The sequence below is a fragment of the Flavobacterium hercynium genome (assembly GCF_002217285.1).
GTDB lineage: Bacteria > Bacteroidota > Bacteroidia > Flavobacteriales > Flavobacteriaceae > Flavobacterium > Flavobacterium hercynium.
In genome coordinates this window covers 27,212-46,455 of record NZ_MUGW01000001.1, presented here as the reverse complement: position 1 = coordinate 46,455, position 19,244 = coordinate 27,212, and the positions used below count along the sequence as shown (strand labels likewise).

The window sequence follows — 19,244 nt, the reverse complement described above, 5'->3', positions numbered from 1 at the left end:
AATTCACATTCCTTTGATCGGAATTTTATTTTTTGTTCTCTACTACGATACAAATATACCTCCAACGTCTGTTTTGATTTTTTCTTTAATCATGACATTATTGGCTACATTAGTCACGCTTTTGGTTTTGAATCAGTTGATTAAGCCAATTGCAAAAGCATCAAAAGCATTAGACGATTACAGAAGCGAAAGAAAATTATCTGTCTTACCAACACAATATGGCGACGAAGCAGGTTTGCTTATGTGCAATATACAAGATTCTATTTACGAGGCAGAAAGTTTTATACACGAAAAACAGGATTTGATTTATATGCTTTCTCATGATCTGAAAAATTTTGCAGGAAACCCACAAGGTCTGGCAAAATTGATTATTAGCGAAGAACCTTCAGAATCTGTAAAACATTTGGCTGATTTAATTTGCGAATCAACCAATCTGCAATTTAGGTACATAGAGAACTTTATAAAATTATTGAATGAACAGGATCAGGTTGTGAAAATTAATCATGAAATTAAATCGGTATCGTTTCGTGATATACTGCCTTTTATTAATGAACAGGTTGAGCAGCGTCTGGTAGATAAAAATATCAAGTTAAACTTAACGATGGAAACCACTGAGGAGAAACTACGAATCGACGAAGGTTTGCTGGTTCAGGTCTTGGTAAACTTAATTAGTAATGCTATTAAATTCTCTTATTTTGACAGCGAAGTAAAAGTTCGTATCTATAAAGAAAATGCAGCTTTGATAATTACGGTTGCTGATAGCGGAATTGGTTTTGATCAGAATCAAATAGATGAGCTGTTTAAAAAGTTTACTACCATGAGCCGATTAGGGACAGCAAATGAATCTTCAACTGGAATTGGCTTGTATTTGTGCAAAAAGATTATTGAGCGCAGCAAAGGTCAGCTAACAGCAGCCAGCGAAGGTAAAAATAGGGGAGCCGAATTTAAAATTGAATTTGAATTGTAAGTAAAGTGAAATAGTAATTGCATTTTAGTTTCTTATTTCGCTTGTCGGATTTTTATAAGTTCGTAGTTCAGAATCGTTAAGAAATAAAAGCACAAGTCGGCTGTGATCTTACCCAGAATAATTCCGAAAAAGTAATTTCCACAAAGAATCGGCATCCAGTACATACAAAACGGACGTACCACTAAAAAATCTAAAAAGGCAGGATAACCAAACTCTAATGCTAAGTTTTTTATTAGCGACAATATATCTTTGGAAGTCGTAGGCTGATTTAAAGCTTTGTTTTGCTTCGCTATTTTTTTATAGGATGAAAAAATCATAACACCATAAAAAGCCAGATATTCTGCAAAGGTAATAAGATATGCAGTTGTTAAGCCGCTATAAATTTTACTAAAAGAAGAAGTTAAAAGTGCTGCACTGGTACTTGCTAATTCGGCGTATTTGTATCGGTTAAACCACTCCTGGAATTTTGATTTTGTAAGCATGATATTTTTTTGAAGGAACTATCCAAAGGTTCAGAGTTGCAAAGGCTCAAAGGTACAGAGGTTTTTTGTAGCCGCGAACATTTGCAGGTATAAAAAATATTAATTTTTGAAAGGTTAAAGCGAAGCTAAAAAGAACTTATTTTTATTATTTACCTTCATCAAAAGAACCTTTGTGTCTCTGAACCTTTTTATCTTTGTTCCTTAAGAAATCTAATCAAATAAATCAGAAGAAAGATAACGATCTCCGCGATCACAGATGATGGCTACAATTACTCCTGATTCTAGTTGTTCGGCAATTTTTACGGCAACAGCAACAGAACCTCCGCTGCTCATTCCTGCAAAAACACCTTCTTCAAGCGCCAGGCGTTTTGTCATTTCTCTTGCATCTTCTTCGCTTACATCAATAACTGTATCTACTTTTGAAGCATCAAAAATTTTAGGCAAATATTCCTGTGGCCATTTTCGAATTCCCGGAATCTGAGAACCATCGCTTGGCTGTGCACCAACGATTTGTATGGCCGGATTTTTTTCTTTCAAATAGGTCGAAGTTCCAATAATAGTTCCGGTTGTACCCATTGCAGATACAAAGTGTGTTACAGTTCCTTCGGTATCATTCCAGATTTCAGGACCTGTTGTTTTGTAATGCGCTTTCCAGTTGTCATCATTCGCAAACTGATTTAACATCAAATATCCGCCTTCTGCTACTTTTTTGTCCGCATAGTCGCGTGAACCAATAATTCCTTCGCTTGCAGGCGTTAAAATAACGGTAGCGCCATACGCACGCATGGTTTGTGTTCTTTCTTTGGTAGAATCTTCCGGTAAAACCAGTTCGATTTCAATTTGAAACAATTGTGCAATCATTGCCAGAGCAATTCCGGTATTACCGCTGGTAGCTTCTATTAATTTATCTCCTTTTTTAATATCACCTCTTTCAACAGCTGCTGCAATCATGTTGTAGGCTGCTCTGTCTTTTACACTTCCTCCCGGATTGTTTCCTTCAAGTTTTAGTAAAAGTTTTACGTTTTTATTTTTAACCAGATTGACAGTTTCCATCAATGGCGTGTTTCCAATTAGGTTTAGCAGTTTTTGTGGTGCCATTTTATTTTTTTTCTTTTATTTTAACTTCAGTAGTAGTGGTGTTCAGTACAATAGAATCGGGTGGAATTGATTTTGTAACCCAGGCATTTCCACCAATAACGCTGTTTTTGCCAATAATTGTTCCACCTCCCAAAATTGTGGCATTAGCATAAATGCAAACGTTTTTTTCAACTGTAGGGTGGCGTTTTGCATTTTTCATTTCCTTGCTTACGCTTAATGCACCTAATGTAACACCCTGATAGATTTTTACATGTTTTTCGATAACGGTTGTTTCACCAATAACAATTCCGGTGGCGTGATCAATAAAAAATGGTGATGCAATAGTCGCTCCGGCATGAATATCTGTTCCCGTAATTCGGTGTGCATATTCACTCATTAATCTGGAGAACAAAAGCAAATCCAACAGATACAATTCATGACTTAATCTGTAAATAGCGATAGCGTAAAAACCGGGGTAACCTAAATAAACTTCGTCGATACTATTAGACGCAGGATCATTTTCTAAAATATATTCGGCATCCTGATTGAGTTGTTCAAGAACTCCGGGTAATTTTTCTAAAAAACGATCCCAGATCGATTCGCATAAATTTTCCGGTTTTTTGCATGCTAAAACGGCAATTTCTTTAAAACGAAATTCGAGTTCATCTATACTATCATCTAAAGGCGCATTAGAATCAAAAAGAGTATAAAAAAGCTTTTCGGTAAAATCTTCTGTTTTAGTTTTGATTCCGTAATTTATATGAGAATGGCTTTTTAAAGCTTTTATATTTTGTATGATTTGATCTTTTGACACCATTATAAAATTGGATGGATAATTTGAAACGCTAAAAGTAAGGCGTTTTTTGGAAATAAAGGCAGGAATTATTTAAAGAAATTTTGTTTTAAGAATTGTATTTGTGATAAATGGACGGTTATAAAAGTTCCATTTTTTATATGATTCTTAAGAAGTTAAATGCGTAAATTAGCGAGGAAAAAAAATATAAAATGAAAAATAATCAGACTTTTGTAAGTGCTATTTCTAACCTTTCTTTTCCTGTTAATGAAAAAATATCCGGAAAAGCGGTTCATGATCCTATATTGGGACTTATACTAAAAGAGCATCCTTCGTTTTGTGATGAAGATTTTATTTCTGTTAAAGAATTAAATCAATACCGACAAAAATACATTTCAAACTATTTATCAATTGAAATAGGAGCGCTGTCTGATCTTGAAAAAAGTGTTATAACCTCATTAAAAGAAGATAAATCACTGGTAAGCATTGTTGAAGATGAAGAAGAAAAAAGAAGTTTTGGACAAAAAATAGCTGATAAAGTAGCTGATTTTGGAGGTAGCTGGACGTTTATCATTTCATTTTTACTTTTTATTGTAATCTGGATTGGGTCGAATGTGTATATTTTGGTCAACAAAGGATTTGATCCTTATCCTTTTATTTTGCTGAATTTAATTTTATCGTGTATTGCTGCACTTCAGGCTCCTGTAATTATGATGAGTCAGAATCGCCAGGAAGAAAAAGACAGAACTCGTGCTAAAAAAGATTATATGATTAACCTGAAATCGGAGTTGGAAATTAGAATGATTCACGATAAAATAGATCATTTAATCATGCATCAGCAGCAGGAATTAATTGAAATTCAGAAAGTGCAAATCGAAATGATGAATGATATTCTGAATCAAATTAAGAAATAATTTGGGATTGAAATTATAAATAGAAATGTTTGTAATAATAACTGATAACCATACAAACGACATTTATGATGGCAAAAAAGTAAAGCGGTTTTTTGTATTTCTTTGAAGCATCAAAATAATAAAAAACAACAAATCCTAAGAATAATAAGGTCGTGTAAATGGCTGGATACATTTTAAAGGCCGCCAGAAATTCGCCTTGAAAGAGCAATAAAAGCGCACGCTGAAAACCACATCCTAAACACTCAATTCCGAATAGTGTTTTAGACAAACAGGGCAGCATAAATTTTTCGAGATTCACAGGTTTTGTTTTTACAATTTTACAAAAAAATATTCAATAAGATTTCAATAGGTGAGAACTCCTATTTTAAAGTTTCTTACTTTTGGGCTTTTATAGCAAATAAATATGAAAGCTTTTAAAATAATAATAATGCTATTGGCAATTTCGGTTGCCTTATATCAGCAGGTTGCTGCAGAGAAGAATATTTATATCATGGTAATTGCAATTGTAGTTTTCATGTATGGAATGATGCAGCTAAGTGCAAAAACACCAAGTAAAAATCAAGATAAAGAAGAACAGGATGTTGACTAAAGGAGATAAGGTTTCTGTTTTAGACGAAGCCATAAACGGAGTAGTTATTTCAGTTAAGAACAATGACGTTTTAATTGAAACAGAGGATGGATTCACGATGACGTTTCAGGTCAATGAATTACTTAAAATACAAGATTCAGGTAGTTTGATGAATTCTATTAAGAGAATTAACGTTGATGAAATTACCAAAGAAAAAACAGAACCAAAAGCAAGAAGTTTTGTAAAAGAAAAGAAAGACAAACGCGAAGTCTCGGCTCCGGAATTTGATTTGCATATCGAAAAACTGGTTCCTAACAAACGCGGTATGTCCAATTATGATATCCTGACGTTGCAAACCGAAACAGCACAACGACATATTGAGTTTGCGATTCGAAATCGTATTCCAAAAATTGTTTTTATTCATGGTGTCGGCGAAGGAATCTTAAAGGCAGAACTTGATTTTTTATTAGGACGTTATGACGGAGTAGATTTTCAGGACGCCAATTATCAAAAATATGGCTTGGGAGCAACAGAAGTTTACTTTAGACAAAACAACAAGTAAAACAATTTCAAGTGTAAAATAATGCTTGAAATAAAACAAAAAATTAAACGTCCGTTTTCTAAGCTAATTTTAAATTAGAAAGAAAACGGACGTTTTATATAAGATTCATTCTGCCCGTAAAAGAGACAGAATGAATTGGATTTTTGTTTTAATTGGTTTGCGTAACCAATTCTCCCACTAAGAAAGTTTTTCCTAAGTTGAATGTGTTATTTCCTTTTCGGAGTGTAGCATTTTTAAGCACAATAGTATGTTTGAATGATGTTTCTGTAAAAGTAGTTGTTGTTACTTCTATAATTCCGCTTACGCTTTCTGCACCGTTAACTCCGGTCCAGGTTTCTTTTAATACTATTGAAGCTGGCAATGTACCACAGAAAGCAGCGTCACTTAAAACGTTTCCTGTATAAACTTTATAAGCCAGTTTATTTGTTGTCTCACCAATTAATCCTGTTCTAGGAGTGTTTGCTGGTGTCGCTTCGTTTTTAACTAAGTCAGCAGCTATGTTATCAATAGTAATTGCTGAACTTGCGTTAAAATTGTAAATCTGTTTTGATTCAGCACATTGACTTGCAGACTCATCAAATGCTAAATCTAAAGTGTTCTCTGTATCAATAGTTGATTTAAAATCTCCAAAAATAAAAGTCTCCTGCGTTTGAGGGCCGCTTGGTTTTTGGAATGTTATATTTTTGAACGTAATATTGTGATTATAAGCCGTAATTCTAGTCGCTCCAGTTGTTTCGTTGGTAGTGTAAACCGGTACCGTTATAATTTCCATTTTTCCGGAAGTAGCAACCCATTCTTCTGTTACATTAGGCGTTGTTGGAGGAATAGCATTACAGATGTTAGCAGTTGCTATTGTGCCACTGTATGCTCTGTAAACAACACGATAGGTACTGTTATTGATATCAAAAATATACGGTTCATCTATTAGTGATGGATCTGTACCAAAAGTCTCCAGCGGAACCTGCACTAATAATGCTTCCTGACCTTTTAATTTATAAATAAGTTCATTTGTAGTAGAACAGGCCTGAGATGTGGTAACTTGTTCAAAATCTATTGTGTCAACAGTTAAATCACCATCATCGCATCCGTTTAGCATTAGGGCAAATAATAGTAAGCTTGCGTATTTTTTCATCTTAAAGTTTATTTGGGTCAAAAATAGTGAAAAATTTGGCAATTGATATTTAAGAATAGACAATTGATATTTCATAACTTTGCCACGATGAAAAAAGTATACCTCGATAACGCCTCTACAACTGCCATGCGACCTGAAGTAATTCAGGAAATCACAAAAGTAATGACAGACGATTTTGGAAATCCATCTTCGACACATAGTTTTGGACGAAATGGAAAAACAATTTTAGAACTTTCCAGAAAAAGCATTGCGAAACATTTCAATTGTTCTGCTCAGGAAATTATTTTTACTTCCGGAGGAACAGAAGCTAATAATTGGCTTTTAAGATCGGCAGTAAAGGATCTTAAGGTAACACGAATTATCACGACTAAAATAGAACATCACGCTGTTTTGCATACTGTACTTGTTTTAGAGCAGGAATATGATATTCAGGTTGATTATGTAAAAATTAATGCTGACGGAAGTATTGACTTAACACATTTGTCAAATTTATTGTCGGATGAACAAAAGACGATAGTTAGTTTAATGCACGTAAACAATGAAACGGGGACGATATTAGACTTAGAGCGTGTAAGTGTTATTTGTAAACAATATGGTGCTTTATTTCATTCGGATACTGTACAATCAGTTGGAAAAACGGAAATAGATTTGCAAAAAGTAAATGTTGATTTTATTTTAGCAAGTGCTCATAAATTTCACGGACCAAAAGGAGTTGGTTTTGCTTTTGTTCGAAAAAATTCGGGATTACAGCCCTTGTTTTTTGGAGGAGAACAGGAAAAAGGACTTCGTGCCGGAACGGAAGCAGTTCATCAAATTGCGGGAATGGCAAAAGCATTGTCACTTTCGTATGAAAATTTAGAGGAAGAGAGAAAATACATAACCGATTTAAAAATGTATTTGATTGCGGAACTTGAAAAGCATTTCCCCGGTTTTAGAATCAATGGTACAAAAGAAGATTTTTACAATATCATCAACATTATTTTACCTTTCTCAGAAGATAAAACAGCGATGTTGTTATTTAGTCTGGATATGAAAGGTATTGCAGTTTCAAGAGGAAGTGCCTGCCAATCAGGAAGCATAAAACCATCGCATGTTTTAAAAGAAATGCTTTCGGAACAAGATTTAAAACTGCCTAATCTTCGAATTTCGTTTAGTCATTACAATACCAAAGAAGATATTGACTGGCTGATAGAAAGTTTAAAAACCGTTTAACAAAGTCAAAAGGCGAAAGTCAAAAGTCAAAAGTCAAAAGTTGAAAGTCAAAAGTTGAAAGTCAAAAGTTGAAAGTCAAAAGTTGAAAGTTAGAAATTTAAACACAAAAGACACGGAGATAAAATCTAAAATCTAAAGTCAGAAATCTAAAATTACTTACGTATCACTTTTACCTGTGAATCGTTTGTTAGTTTAATAATCGTAGAAGATTTTCCGTTTATTTTATCCTGATTTAACTTTACCACATAATCAACTCCTTTTATGATTTCAGGACTAATGTCTTTGAAAGCAATTGGTGTAGGTTGTCCTGAAATGTTTGCAGAAGTAGAAACCAAAGGTTTTTTCATTCTCTCCATTAGTTTAAAGCAAAATGGTTCTTTTACGATACGAACACCCAATGATTTGTCTGCAGCAATTATATTTGGAGCTACATTTCGGGCATCATCAAGAATTAATGTGGTTGGTTTCTCAGAAAGGTCTAAAATTTGCCAGGCAACTTCCGGAATATTCTTAAAAACATTATACATCATTTTTTCGCCATTCATCAATACAATCATACTTTGTGTTTCTGCACGTTGTTTCAGTTTGTAAATTTTAGCAACAGCGTCGGGATTTGTAGCATCGCATCCAATTCCCCAAACCGTATCTGTAGGGTAAAGAATAATTCCGCCTTCTTTAATGATTTCGTAGGCTTTGTGTACTTCTTCGTTGATGTCCATTTTAATAAAATTATTTTTGGCAAAGATAATACAAAGTTTAATTATATACTTTTAGTTATATTTGCAAATAAAATAAATATAAAAAATGCAACGTTTAATTTACCTGATAGCCTATCCAATTTTATTGATAATATCGATTTTGCCTTTTCGAATTCTTTATATTTTGTCTGATTTTGTCTTCTTTTTTGTATACTATGTTTTTGGGTATAGAAAAAAAGTGGTTAGAGAGAATTTGGCTTTGGCTTTACCTCATTTGTCAGCAAAAGAACGATTGGTTATAGAAAAAAAATCATACAGCCATTTATGTGATATGTTCTTGGAAATGATAAAAACGATGGGTATTTCTAACAAAGAAATAGATAAAAGATTCGTTTTTAAGAATCTGGAAGTTTACAAGTCTCTTGAAAAAGAGGGTAAAAGTATTGCTTTGATGTGTTCGCATTATGCTAGTTATGAGTGGGTTATCTCTATGAATTCTAAGATTGAATATGAAGGATATGCTCTTTATAAGCCTATTCAAAATAAATATTTTGACAACTTAGTTAGAAAAATACGATCAAAATTTAAAGCTCATTTACTTCCTATCGATAAGTCTATTTTACTGATTGATAATAATTTTCATAAAAACATTAAGTCTTTATATGGTTTTGCAAGTGATCAATCTCCAATTGTAAGATTAAATACATATTGGACAAAGTTTATGGATATTGAAGTTCCTGTATATGTTGGAGCAGAAATGCTTTCTAAAAAATTTGATATGAATGTGATTTTTTTGAAAGTTAAAAAATTAAAAAGAGGTTTTTATGAGGCTGAATTTGAGATTATTTCTACAAACGTAAAAGAAGTTCCTAATTTTGGAATTACAGATATGTATTTAAGAAAAGTAGAAGATCAGATTATGGAAGCTCCGGAATATTATTTTTGGACTCATAATCGTTGGAAACATAAGGATAGAAATCCAAAATTTTTAAAGCCTAAAAAATAGATGTCCTTATTGTAAAAATTAATTAAAATAGTTAAAATGAAAATCATATTTCATGAAAATCAATTATCGTATAGAGGAACATCTAACGCAGTATATAATTACGCTCTTTTCAATGAAGAAATATTGAATAATGAATCAATAATTTTATATAATAAAAACAGTAAGCACAACTATGATTCTGCAGTAGAAAGATTTAGGAAAAAATTCAAAGTAATTGATTATAGTGAAATATCCGAATTAGAAAAAATTGTAGATAATGAAAAAGCAGATATTTTCTATGCTATAAAATCAGGAAAAAAAGATGGTGTAGAAGTTTCAAACTGCAAGACCGTAATTCATGCTGTTTTTAAAAATTATGAGCCACACGGAGATGTTTATGCTTATGTTTCTGAATGGCTTTCGCAAGAAATGACAAATGGTGCTTCTCCTTTTGTACCCCATATGATACATGTTGAAAAAACTGATTTCAATTTGCGTAAAGAACTAAATATACCAGAGGATGCCATAGTTTTTGGACGTCATGGAGGGGATAAAACATTTGATATTTCCTTTGTTAAATCGGTAGTGAAACAAATATCCAGAAAAAGAAAAGATATTTATTTTTTATTTTTAGGTACCAATTCTTTTGTTTTTAGAAATATATTCAGACCTTATAAAAATATTATATTTTTACCTTCAACGGTTGATGAAATTTACAAAGCTAAGTTTATAAATACCTGTGATGCTTATTTGCATGCCCGAAAACAAGGAGAAAGTTTTGGTATAGCTATTGGAGAATTTTCAATTTCGAATAAACCTATTGTCACTTGGGCAAATTCAAAAGAAAAATCGCATATTGAGATATTAGGTGATAAAGCAATACTTTATCAAAATAAAGAAGATTTAACCTCTGTTATTGAAAATTTTACCCCTAATCCTGCAAAGGATTATGATGCTTACTCAAAAGAGTATTCACCAATTAAAATTATGGATAAATTTAAAAAAGTATTTATAGACGATTAATAATTAATTTATCGTTGTAATTTTTTAAGTTCAACGTAGCGAGCATAAACACTGTACGCAAATAAGTACGACAACACAATGCCTCGATAACCATCAAGAAACCCAAGTTTTAAAATATAATAGCTTACAAAAGTAAAAATAGGATGAAAAACATGCATGATTAGACTGTATTTTTTTCCTTTTAGGTTTTTTTCTTGCGCTTTCAATCTTCCATAAGAGGCTACTTTTTTCTTAAAAATAAAATAATCATAATAGGTATAATGAATCATTTTGTTTTTTAAGGTGGCTTCTTTTCCGTTTATTTCTAATTTTTCATGTACTAATTTATCGGCTTGATACTGGCATTTGGTTTTATCAAAAAGGCGTAATACCATATCTGATTGTGTACCTGTAAAACGCATGGCTTTCTCCTTAAACATAAAAACTCTTGGCATAGAATAAGCTTGAGCAGTAGGACCAGTTTTTAATAAATCAACAATTTCTAGCTTTAATTTAGGTGTAAGTCTTTCATCTGCATCTAGAAAGAGTATCCAGTCATTTTTGGAATTATTAATCGCAAAATTTCTTTGATCGGCATAATTTTTAAATTTGTTTTGAATCAATTTTACATGCGAAAATGATTTTACGATTTCAATTGTTTTATCTGTACTGTAAGAGTCAACAACGATTATTTCATCTACAAATTCTATTTCTTCTAATAATTTACCAATATAACGCTCTTCGTTGTAGGTTAAAATTAATATAGATAGTTTTGTGTTATTAGTTGACATTAGGTAGTATTTAAAGATTGTTTTTTTTTGAAAGTAAAATTAATTTTTTTTATAAAATTTACGATTTTATTTTTAAGTAATTCATTGCGCGGGGACTAATCCAGGTTTGCTTCTGTATGGCATTAAAATAATAAACGGATAAATTTTTAAGCATCAATCGATTTACTTTTAATTTTGGTATGAAAAATAAAAAAAGACTTAAAAGGGTCAGAATTATTTTCTCCACAAATACTCCTAAAATCAATAAACTGTGTAGGTAAAATTGTATTCCTGTCGAAAATTGATTGCTAATATAAACGTGTTTAGAGATTATGACTTCCGTTTTTGTAAGTGCTTTTGTGTTGACATTTAATCGGGATGCGCCTCCGTGTTGATGAAAAATAGTAGCTTTTCGAGTAACAGCAACTTTTCCGTCATTATCAAAAACCTTTTTGCAAAGATCGACATCTTCAAAATATAACCAGTAATCTTCGTTCCAGCCTTTAATTTTGTCAAACCATTTTCGGCTTATAAAAATGACTGCTCCGGTTACCCAATCCGGGTAAAATAAATCATTAGTATTGTTAAAACGTTTATCCAGTTTTGCTTTATTCAACTTTCTGGAAAGAGATCTTGTGATTCCGAAAAAGCGTCCTAAAGCTGGAAATAAGTTATTCTGTTTGTAAAAAACGTTATTCTCATTGATTTGCAAACAAGACAAAATTCCAATTTCAGGATGCGAAACAGCTTCTTGTAATAAAGTTTCCAGGGCTTCAAAAGTAAGTTTTGTATCTGGATTTAAAAAAAGGAAATGGTTTCCCGTAGCAAAACTTGCACCAAAGTTGCAACCATTTGAGAAACCATTATTTCCAGAATTTTCTATAAATGTAAACTTGGAATATTTTTGCTTAAAAACTGAAAATTGTCCGTCATTAGAAAAATTATCTACAATGATAACTTCGAATGAGAATGTTTTCGAAACAATTATATTAATAGATTCTAAGCATTCATCTAATGCTTTCCATCCGCGGTAATTGACAATAATTATTGAAATATCCAATAGAATTTTTTATAAAGATTTTTAAAAGAAAACGAATTATACCGCTACATCGTATTCACGAAGTGCATTGTTTAGTGAAGTTTTTAAATCTGTCGAAGGTTTACGAGTACCAATAATTAAAGCACATGGAACCTGAAACTCACCTGCAGCAAACTTCTTAGTATAACTTCCAGGAATTACTACTGAACGAGCAGGAACAAAACCTTTCATTTCAACAGGTTCGTCACCCGTTACATCTATAATTTTTGTAGAAGCAGTCAAGCAAACATTTGCACCAAGAACAGCCTCTTTACCTACATGTACACCTTCTACTACGATACAACGAGAACCAATAAAAGCACCGTCTTCAATAATTACAGGAGCAGCTTGTAAAGGCTCCAGAACGCCACCAATTCCTACACCACCGCTTAAGTGAACGTTTTTACCAATTTGAGCACAGCTACCAACAGTTGCCCAAGTATCTACCATTGTACCTTCGTCAACATAAGCACCAATATTTACATAACTAGGCATCAAAATAACACCACTGGATATATAAGCTCCGTAACGTGCAACAGCATTTGGTACTACACGAATTCCTTTTTCAGCATAACCTTTTTTAAGTAACATTTTATCGTGATATTCAAAGATACCAGATTCTAATGTTTCCATTTTTTGAATTGGGAAATACATAACAACTGCTTTCTTAACCCATTCGTTTACCTGCCATCCATCACCAACTGGTTCTGCAACACGTAATTTTCCTGTGTCTACTAATTCTATAACTTCTCTGATAGCATCAGTAGTTGTAGTTTCTTGTAATAAAGCTCTGTTTTCCCAAGCTTGTTCAATTATAGTTTGTAAAGAACTCATAGTTTTTAATTTTTTGCAAAGATAGGTTATTTGGGGAAAAGTGAAAAAAGTAAAACGAATTCAAACTGTTGTAAATATAACATTTTGTTTTTAATTTGATAGAATATAGTAAAATCCTTGTTCTGATTTTTTATAAAATAAGGATCTTTAAAATTTATTATATGACAATTGTCAGGTTTTGAGTTTTATCTTGTATCTACTTTTGCAGCACTAAATTCTCTAAGTAATTTATGAGAAATTACTAGAATTAACTTAAGATAACCTAAATAATTCACTAGCTATGAATCAGGAAGATCAATTTCAAAAACCCCAAAGAACACTTATAGATAAAGAAGTTTCATGGGATAAAACTCAGGTGATCATGAGTAAAACAAATGCATTCGGAATCATTGAATATGCCAATGAAGTATTTGTTGATGTTTGTGGGTATGAGGATTATGAATTAATGGGACAGCCTCACAATATTATTCGTCACCCGGATATGCCAAAAGTAATTTTCAAAGTACTATGGGAGAATCTGAAAAACGGAAAAAACTTTCATGCAATTGTAAAAAATTTAGCCAAATCGGGGAGATTCTATTGGGTTATTACAGATTTTGAAATTTGCAGAGATGAAAATGACGCAATTGTAAATTACATCGCAAGAAGACAAGCTGTTCCTCAGGAAGTTATTTCTATGCATATAGAACCGTTATATAAAAAATTACTACAAATCGAAGCGGCAAGTGGCGTAGGATTTAGTGAAAAATATCTTATAGGATTTCTCGAAGAGAAAAAGAAAAGTTATGTTGAATATATTAAAGAGCTAATCGAAGAAAATGATAAAGCTCATAATAAGTTTGTGCAACAGGAAGAGCATCCAGTATACGAAGAGGAAGAAGAGGAAGAGAGAGGTTTCTTTAGAAGATTATTTAATAGATAATTATGTAGATAATAATTATATTTTTTTAGGTTTTGAATAAATTGGATAAAAATCCGTTTTGAGTTTTTCAAAACGGATTTTTTATTGCTTATAATGAATAGTATTGTAGATACAGGTTTTCTTTACAGCATTGAGATTTATGAAAAATTAAAATATACTATCTTTGACGAAAATTATACTATGCCTAGAATCCTTTCTATAGATTACGGACAAAAACGAACCGGAATTGCTGTTACAGATGAATTGCAAATTATTGCATCAGGATTAACGACAATCCCAACGCATACTTTAATTGATTTTTTAAAAGATTATTTTGCTAAAGAAAAGGTCGAAGCTGTTTTAATTGGAGAGCCTAAACAAATGAATGGACAGCCTTCAGAAAGTGCTTCAGTTATTAAAGGTTTTGTAACTCATTTTTCTAATATTTTTCCGGAAATGAAAGTGGTACGTGTAGACGAACGTTTTACCTCTAAAATGGCGTTCCAAACCATGATTGATAGTGGGTTAAGTAAGAAGCAACGTCAGAACAAAGGGTTAATCGATGAGATTTCTGCTACAATCATGCTACAGGATTATCTATCATCAAAAAGATTCTAAATCAAATACTTTTTGATTTAGTTTATCGCGTTTTATTTTTTAAAATTTCCTAACTTTTATCATGTCAAAATAGTTTTTTTTTGCAATTATATGAAGTATCTTTGCATTTTAAATAAAATACTGTTATGCCTGACGATATAATACGTTCCAATAGTGAAGTAGTACTGATTGGAGCCGGAATAATGAGTGCTACTCTTGGAGTAATTTTGAAAGAATTACAACCTGATATTAAAATTGAAATTTACGAAAGATTAGATGTTGCTGCAGCCGAAAGCTCTGATGCTTGGAATAATGCAGGAACAGGACACGCTGCCTTTTGTGAATTAAATTACACTCCCGAAAAGGCAGACGGAAGTATCGATCCTAAAAAAGCAATAAGTATTGCAGAAGCTTTCGAGGTATCTCGTCAGTTTTGGTCTTATTTAGTAGAACAAAATAAAGTTCCATCTCCGGATAATTTTATTAAAAGTGTACCTCACATGAGTTTCGTTTGGGGAGATAAAAACGTTGACTATCTTAAAAAACGTTTCGAAGCTTTACACAGTAATCCTATTTTTTCTAAAATGACTTTTAGTACAGAATTCGAGCAGCTAAAACAATGGATGCCGCTTGTAATGGAAGGAAGGGAAACGAATGAAAAATTAGCAGCAACACATATGCCAATTGGTACCGATGTTAATTTTGGTGCATTGACAAGAAGCATGTTTAATTACTTAGAAAAATTGGACGGCGTTGATTTATACTTTAATCATGAAGTTAAAAAATTAAAACAACGTGATGATAAATCATGGAGAATTAAAATAAAAAATTTAGCAGACGGAAAAACAAGAAAAGCATATACAAAATTTGTTTTTATTGGTGCCGGAGGAGGTTCTTTGCCATTACTTGAAAAAGCTAATGTACCAGAAGGTAAAGGATACGGCGGTTTTCCTGTGAGTGGACAATGGCTAAAATGTACAAACCCGGAAGTAATTGCAAAACATCAGGCTAAAGTATACGGAAAAGCAAGTGTAGGAGCACCTCCAATGTCTGTTCCGCATATTGACACCCGTGTAATTGATGGAGAAAAGGCACTTCTTTTTGGACCATTTGCCGGATTTTCGACCCGTTTCTTAAAAAACGGTTCTTACCTTGACTTACCATTATCTATAAAAGCAAATAATTTATTCCCAATGTTATCTGCGGGATATCGTAATATACCATTAACAAAATATTTAATCGAACAGGTTCGTCAGTCTCCACAAGACAGAATGAAAGCGTTACGTGAATATTTGCCGACAGCACGCTCTAAAGACTGGAAATTAGAAAAAGCAGGGCAACGTGTTCAGGTGATTAAAAAAGATGAAAAGTTAGGTGGTGTTTTAGAATTTGGAACGGAAGTAATCAATACACACGACGGAACATTAGCTGTTTTATTAGGGGCATCTCCTGGTGCTTCAACAGCAGTTTCTATTATGGCAGATTTAGTAGGCAGATGTTTTGCAGATCAAATTAAAACGCCGGAATGGGAAGCGAAGATGAAAACAATGATTCCTTCTTTCGGAACAACATTAAATGATAAACCGGAATTGTTAGAAGAAATTAGAAAACATACTTCTGAAGTTTTAAAATTAAATAATTAAAATTTCATTTAGAAGGTACAAAACATGAGGCTTAGTTATTTTAGTGGTAACTAAGCCTCTTTTATATAATCCAACGCATTGTCATCATGATTTCAAAAGATAAACCAGCAGCATTAATTTTAATAGACATTCAAAAAGGCTTCGACAACATTGAATATTGGGGTGGAGAAAGAAATAATCCAAATGCAGAAGAAAATGCAAGTGCAATATTAAAACTTTGGAGAGAAAATGAATTCCCTATTTTTCATATTCAACATTGTTCTTCAAACCCAAATTCATTACTTAACGAAAATAATGAAGGAAATGAGTTTAAAGAAGAGGTTAAGCCGCTTGCTGGAGAAATTGTAATTAAAAAGAATGTAAACAGTGCTTTTATAGGTACTGATTTAAAACAGCAACTAGACGCTGCTAAAATAGAAACACTTGTAATTCTGGGTTTAACGACAGATCATTGTGTTTCGACAACAACGAGAATGGCAGGTAATTATGGATATGAAACTTTTTTGGTTTCTGATGCTACTGCTACATTTAATAAAAAAGGAGTAGATGGTCAGGATTTTAGTGCACAATTAATTCATGAAACAGCTTTGGCTAGTTTAAACGGAGAATTTGCAACGGTAATTACAACTGATTTTCTAAAACAAAATCTTCTTTAATACTTACCAAAATACTTACCAAGTAAAAGAATTATTGCTTTAAATCTTTGGTATTCTTTAGAATCTTTTCAGACAAGCTGCTCATCCAGATCAATTGTTCAATTACCATTGATGCTTCCTGCATTTTTGCCTGACGGGTTTCAGTATCTAAATCGTCATCAGTGGCTAAACGTGTAAAATTAATTCGTTTAAGTTCTTCAAACTGTAAAGTAACATCTTCTTTGTCAAAAAATATGTGCGCTATATTATTTTCATTTTTTAGAATAGAAATAGATTGATCTAAGTTTGAAAGTATTGTTTTTATAATGTAATTGAAAGATTCTGAGGCTGAAGTTGTTTTATGCGACTGAATATAAGTGGATAAGGATGCCAAAGCAGAAAGCAGAGAATGGTTTAAAACCACCAATTTATTAACCAAAGGAAGTGTTTTTTGCTTTGATTTAGGTTCCTGCATCATACGCTGAAAAGACGTCATTAAATTACCAACTTCTACAAAAGCATTTTTTCTTGCCAGTCTGTAGGTAGTCGGAATTTCTCCTTTTTTATTGTAATAATCTGCGATCTCATTTAAGTAATTTCTGTTTGCTCTTACTGAATTTTCAATATGCGAAGGCGTGTTGACAAATTCCCATGCCGGCCATAAAAACTGATTGGCAAAGTACGCTAAAATGGCTCCCACAAGTGAATCCAGTATTCTGTATTGAATCACACTAACAATATCCGGGGTAAGAATTCCGTAAATGAAAACTACATACATCGTCACAAAAGTGGCACTGACTTTATAATTTACTGATGCAAATGAAATTCCCAGAAGCATACACACGATCGAGAAAATACTCAAGGCAATATGATTCTGTATAAGAGAAACAATTCCGAATGCCAGTATACCACCCAAAATAGTTCCGAAGATTCTATTATAAGAACGTTCTTTTGTTAAGCCATAACCAGGTCGCATAATTACAACAATGGTTAGCAGAATCCAATAGCCATTTTCGAAGGGAAGCAGCTCACCAATAATGTATCCAATTAAAATAGTAATGGTCAATCGTAAAGAATGCCTGAAAATCGAAGAAGAAAAACTTAAATTTTCAATTAAAGTACGGATAGGATAGTATTGCGGAGTAAGGAATTTTTCCAGCTCCTTATCTTTGTCTTTTAATTTAAAGGATTGCATCGCAAGTGTAAATGCCCTTTGGATAATTTTGATTTTACCAACTTGATTTTTGGCATATTTCAGCATGTTGGTTAGCATAAGAACGCCTTCGGCAGCAGCATCTTTGCTTAATGATTTTTCGTAATCAGAAATAGCAGTTTCCAGCGCGCTGAGTTCGTTCTTTAAATCATTTTTATCTGCATAAACAGCAAACGTATGAACGTTTTTCGACAGCTTTTTTAAACTTGAAGCAAGTTTGTAGGCGACGTTTTGGTACGTTCGCAGAACTTCCGGATACTTGTCAAATTTTTCATGAAGTTTACTATGGTCAAAAGAAGTGTACAAAGCCAATTCCTGAATTTCAATCAGCGTAATAAAAACCAAAAGCATTTTACGGTTTTGACTTGATCCGCCAGAAGAGTTTTGATTACCGATAAGAACCTTTCTTAAGTCTTCATTAATTAAATTCAACTCAACCTGAACGCTCAATTGTTTTTCTATAATCGCTTTTCTATCGGCTTCAGGATTCCATAAGTCGCCTCTTAATTTTAAATATTTTGAAGTCAGTTTAATGCCTTCGGCAATTTGTAATTCTACATATTTGTACGGTTGTAAATAATGATATACAAGCGAAACAAGCAAGTACAGCATTCCTCCAACAAAAATAAAACCCGAATATTGAAAAGCTTCTATTCCTTTGTGCAAATGGCCAAAAGATAATGAGATAGAAAGTAAAGCAGAAAACGACACCAAAGTTGCTCGTTGTCCGTAAACAGAAATCAACGAACAGAAAAATAATAATAAACCTAGAAAAGGATAAAATAATATGGGAACAGCATGAGCAAGATTTACTAATAAATTAACACCGGAAACAATAAGTGACGCTACAATAAGACCTTTTACTTTATGTTTTAAAGTACTAGGAATATCGCTGGGATAGGTATAAAAAGCACCTAAAGCGATTGTAAAACCAATTTCAAAATATCCGAAAGAAGATAAAATTATAACAGGAACAACAGAAGCAATTGTTACCTTCGAGGCGTTAAAAAAGGAAGTGCTGTTAGTAAATTTCGAGATGCGTTCAAACATAAAGTATCGTTTACTAGCAAAGGTAAGAATTGTACGAGTTAATTTGGCATAATTATGGATGAGATTTATAGAGCAAAGTAAAAAATGCGAATATATATTGTTTAGAATTTTTCATGACTATTTTTTTACTA

21 protein-coding genes are annotated in these 19,244 nt (G+C 32.5%); 11 read left to right on the top strand and 10 right to left on the bottom strand.

What is annotated here, in order from left to right; translation table 11 throughout:
* Positions 1–91: 91 nt before the first annotated feature.
* The gene (locus B0A66_RS00235; RefSeq protein ID WP_244283366.1) at positions 92–967 is read left to right on the top strand and encodes a sensor histidine kinase; all 876 of its coding nucleotides are present in this window, start codon (positions 92–94) and stop codon (positions 965–967) included.
* Positions 968–999: 32 nt separating this feature from the next.
* Here the strand turns inward: B0A66_RS00235 and B0A66_RS00230 are convergent, their stop codons facing one another.
* The 3 genes from B0A66_RS00230 to epsC form a co-directional block, all read right to left on the bottom strand.
* Positions 1,000–1,449: a hypothetical protein gene (locus B0A66_RS00230; protein ID WP_089047838.1), complete on the bottom strand. Its 450-nt coding sequence runs from the start codon at positions 1,447–1,449 to the stop codon at positions 1,000–1,002.
* A 210-nt stretch (positions 1,450–1,659) separates the two neighbouring features.
* On the bottom strand, positions 1,660–2,547 hold the full coding sequence (gene cysM, locus B0A66_RS00225; RefSeq protein ID WP_089047837.1) for a cysteine synthase CysM: 888 nt from the start codon (positions 2,545–2,547) through the stop codon (positions 1,660–1,662).
* Position 2,548: 1 nt separating this feature from the next.
* Entirely contained in the window at positions 2,549–3,340 is a 792-nt protein-coding gene (gene epsC / locus B0A66_RS00220; protein ID WP_089047852.1) for a serine O-acetyltransferase EpsC, read from the bottom strand.
* A 191-nt stretch (positions 3,341–3,531) separates the two neighbouring features.
* On the opposite strand from epsC, the gene B0A66_RS00215 reads away from it, so the two are divergent.
* A complete protein-coding gene (locus tag B0A66_RS00215) occupies positions 3,532–4,233 on the top strand; it encodes a DUF1003 domain-containing protein (RefSeq protein WP_089047836.1) in 702 nt (233 codons plus the stop codon).
* Between the two features lie 13 nt (positions 4,234–4,246).
* On the opposite strand, the gene B0A66_RS00210 is transcribed toward B0A66_RS00215, so the two are convergent.
* Positions 4,247–4,531 (bottom strand): DUF2752 domain-containing protein, encoded by a 285-nt coding sequence (locus B0A66_RS00210; protein WP_089047835.1) that lies wholly within the window; start codon positions 4,529–4,531, stop codon positions 4,247–4,249.
* Positions 4,532–4,636: 105 nt separating this feature from the next.
* Here B0A66_RS00210 and B0A66_RS00205 point away from each other — a divergent pair, with 105 nt between their 5' ends.
* Positions 4,637–4,822: a hypothetical protein gene (locus tag B0A66_RS00205; RefSeq protein WP_089047834.1), complete on the top strand. Its 186-nt coding sequence runs from the start codon at positions 4,637–4,639 to the stop codon at positions 4,820–4,822.
* Positions 4,812–5,363, top strand: a complete 552-nt coding sequence (locus B0A66_RS00200; RefSeq protein WP_089047833.1) for a Smr/MutS family protein — start codon at positions 4,812–4,814, stop codon at positions 5,361–5,363. Before B0A66_RS00205 ends, B0A66_RS00200 begins: the two co-directional genes overlap by 11 nt.
* 148 nt (positions 5,364–5,511) lie before the next feature.
* Here the strand turns inward: B0A66_RS00200 and B0A66_RS00195 are convergent, their stop codons facing one another.
* Positions 5,512–6,495 carry a hypothetical protein gene (locus B0A66_RS00195; RefSeq protein WP_089047832.1) on the bottom strand — a complete coding sequence of 328 codons (984 nt, stop codon included), beginning with the start codon at positions 6,493–6,495 and terminating at the stop codon, positions 5,512–5,514.
* Between the two features lie 87 nt (positions 6,496–6,582).
* Between B0A66_RS00195 and B0A66_RS00190 the strand changes: the two genes are divergently transcribed.
* Positions 6,583–7,707: a cysteine desulfurase family protein gene (locus tag B0A66_RS00190; RefSeq protein WP_089047831.1), complete on the top strand. Its 1,125-nt coding sequence runs from the start codon at positions 6,583–6,585 to the stop codon at positions 7,705–7,707.
* Positions 7,708–7,859: 152 nt separating this feature from the next.
* Here B0A66_RS00190 and B0A66_RS00185 read toward each other — a convergent pair whose 3' ends face one another.
* Positions 7,860–8,426: an L-threonylcarbamoyladenylate synthase gene (locus B0A66_RS00185; RefSeq protein ID WP_089047830.1), complete on the bottom strand. Its 567-nt coding sequence runs from the start codon at positions 8,424–8,426 to the stop codon at positions 7,860–7,862.
* Between the two features lie 85 nt (positions 8,427–8,511).
* On the opposite strand from B0A66_RS00185, the gene B0A66_RS00180 reads away from it, so the two are divergent.
* Entirely contained in the window at positions 8,512–9,411 is a 900-nt protein-coding gene (locus B0A66_RS00180; RefSeq protein WP_089047829.1) for a lysophospholipid acyltransferase family protein, read from the top strand.
* 36 nt (positions 9,412–9,447) lie between these two features.
* A complete protein-coding gene (locus tag B0A66_RS00175; RefSeq protein WP_089047828.1) occupies positions 9,448–10,413 on the top strand; it encodes a hypothetical protein in 966 nt (321 codons plus the stop codon).
* An 8-nt stretch (positions 10,414–10,421) separates the two neighbouring features.
* Here the strand turns inward: B0A66_RS00175 and B0A66_RS00170 are convergent, their stop codons facing one another.
* The 3 genes from B0A66_RS00170 to B0A66_RS00160 are packed head-to-tail and all read right to left on the bottom strand — an operon-like array spanning position 10,422 to position 13,074.
* On the bottom strand, positions 10,422–11,183 hold the full coding sequence (locus B0A66_RS00170; RefSeq protein WP_089047827.1) for a glycosyltransferase family 2 protein: 762 nt from the start codon (positions 11,181–11,183) through the stop codon (positions 10,422–10,424).
* A gap of 58 nt (positions 11,184–11,241) precedes the next feature.
* Positions 11,242–12,222, bottom strand: a complete 981-nt coding sequence (locus B0A66_RS00165) for a glycosyltransferase family 2 protein (protein WP_165766565.1) — start codon at positions 12,220–12,222, stop codon at positions 11,242–11,244.
* Between the two features lie 36 nt (positions 12,223–12,258).
* Complete coding sequence (locus B0A66_RS00160; protein WP_089047825.1) at positions 12,259–13,074, bottom strand: 2,3,4,5-tetrahydropyridine-2,6-dicarboxylate N-succinyltransferase; 816 nt, start codon at positions 13,072–13,074, stop codon at positions 12,259–12,261.
* A gap of 280 nt (positions 13,075–13,354) precedes the next feature.
* On the opposite strand from B0A66_RS00160, the gene B0A66_RS00155 reads away from it, so the two are divergent.
* From B0A66_RS00155 to B0A66_RS00140, 4 genes are all read left to right on the top strand, one after another.
* The gene (locus tag B0A66_RS00155; protein ID WP_089047824.1) at positions 13,355–13,996 is read left to right on the top strand and encodes a PAS domain-containing protein; all 642 of its coding nucleotides are present in this window, start codon (positions 13,355–13,357) and stop codon (positions 13,994–13,996) included.
* A gap of 180 nt (positions 13,997–14,176) precedes the next feature.
* On the top strand, positions 14,177–14,593 hold the full coding sequence (ruvX, locus tag B0A66_RS00150) for a Holliday junction resolvase RuvX (RefSeq protein WP_089047851.1): 417 nt from the start codon (positions 14,177–14,179) through the stop codon (positions 14,591–14,593).
* A gap of 125 nt (positions 14,594–14,718) precedes the next feature.
* On the top strand, positions 14,719–16,215 hold the full coding sequence (locus B0A66_RS00145; RefSeq protein WP_089047823.1) for a malate:quinone oxidoreductase: 1,497 nt from the start codon (positions 14,719–14,721) through the stop codon (positions 16,213–16,215).
* Between the two features lie 86 nt (positions 16,216–16,301).
* Positions 16,302–16,871 carry a cysteine hydrolase family protein gene (locus tag B0A66_RS00140; RefSeq protein ID WP_089047822.1) on the top strand — a complete coding sequence of 190 codons (570 nt, stop codon included), beginning with the start codon at positions 16,302–16,304 and terminating at the stop codon, positions 16,869–16,871.
* A gap of 31 nt (positions 16,872–16,902) precedes the next feature.
* Here B0A66_RS00140 and B0A66_RS00135 read toward each other — a convergent pair whose 3' ends face one another.
* A complete protein-coding gene (locus B0A66_RS00135; RefSeq protein WP_089047821.1) occupies positions 16,903–19,113 on the bottom strand; it encodes an FUSC family protein in 2,211 nt (736 codons plus the stop codon).
* Between the last annotated feature and the right edge of the window lie 131 nt (positions 19,114–19,244).

Bases quoted from the DNA above. Each gene is read 5' to 3' on its own strand.
- B0A66_RS00170 (WP_089047827.1), bottom strand. From the start codon at position 11,183: ATGTCAACTAATAACACAAAACTATCTATATTAATTTTAACCTACAAC.
- B0A66_RS00175 (WP_089047828.1), top strand. From the start codon at position 9,448: ATGAAAATCATATTTCATGAAAATCAATTATCGTATAGAGGAACATCT.
- B0A66_RS00135 (WP_089047821.1), bottom strand. From the start codon at position 19,113: ATGTTTGAACGCATCTCGAAATTTACTAACAGCACTTCCTTTTTTAAC.
- B0A66_RS00190 (WP_089047831.1), top strand. From the start codon at position 6,583: ATGAAAAAAGTATACCTCGATAACGCCTCTACAACTGCCATGCGACCT.
- B0A66_RS00185 (WP_089047830.1), bottom strand. From the start codon at position 8,426: ATGGACATCAACGAAGAAGTACACAAAGCCTACGAAATCATTAAAGAA.
- B0A66_RS00195 (WP_089047832.1), bottom strand. From the start codon at position 6,495: ATGAAAAAATACGCAAGCTTACTATTATTTGCCCTAATGCTAAACGGA.
- B0A66_RS00140 (WP_089047822.1), top strand. From the start codon at position 16,302: ATGATTTCAAAAGATAAACCAGCAGCATTAATTTTAATAGACATTCAA.
- B0A66_RS00200 (WP_089047833.1), top strand. From the start codon at position 4,812: ATGTTGACTAAAGGAGATAAGGTTTCTGTTTTAGACGAAGCCATAAAC.
- B0A66_RS00145 (WP_089047823.1), top strand. From the start codon at position 14,719: ATGCCTGACGATATAATACGTTCCAATAGTGAAGTAGTACTGATTGGA.
- B0A66_RS00235 (WP_244283366.1), top strand. From the start codon at position 92: ATGACATTATTGGCTACATTAGTCACGCTTTTGGTTTTGAATCAGTTG.
- B0A66_RS00180 (WP_089047829.1), top strand. From the start codon at position 8,512: ATGCAACGTTTAATTTACCTGATAGCCTATCCAATTTTATTGATAATA.
- B0A66_RS00160 (WP_089047825.1), bottom strand. From the start codon at position 13,074: ATGAGTTCTTTACAAACTATAATTGAACAAGCTTGGGAAAACAGAGCT.
- B0A66_RS00205 (WP_089047834.1), top strand. From the start codon at position 4,637: ATGAAAGCTTTTAAAATAATAATAATGCTATTGGCAATTTCGGTTGCC.
- B0A66_RS00155 (WP_089047824.1), top strand. From the start codon at position 13,355: ATGAATCAGGAAGATCAATTTCAAAAACCCCAAAGAACACTTATAGAT.
- ruvX (WP_089047851.1), top strand. From the start codon at position 14,177: ATGCCTAGAATCCTTTCTATAGATTACGGACAAAAACGAACCGGAATT.
- B0A66_RS00215 (WP_089047836.1), top strand. From the start codon at position 3,532: ATGAAAAATAATCAGACTTTTGTAAGTGCTATTTCTAACCTTTCTTTT.
- B0A66_RS00230 (WP_089047838.1), bottom strand. From the start codon at position 1,449: ATGCTTACAAAATCAAAATTCCAGGAGTGGTTTAACCGATACAAATAC.
- cysM (WP_089047837.1), bottom strand. From the start codon at position 2,547: ATGGCACCACAAAAACTGCTAAACCTAATTGGAAACACGCCATTGATG.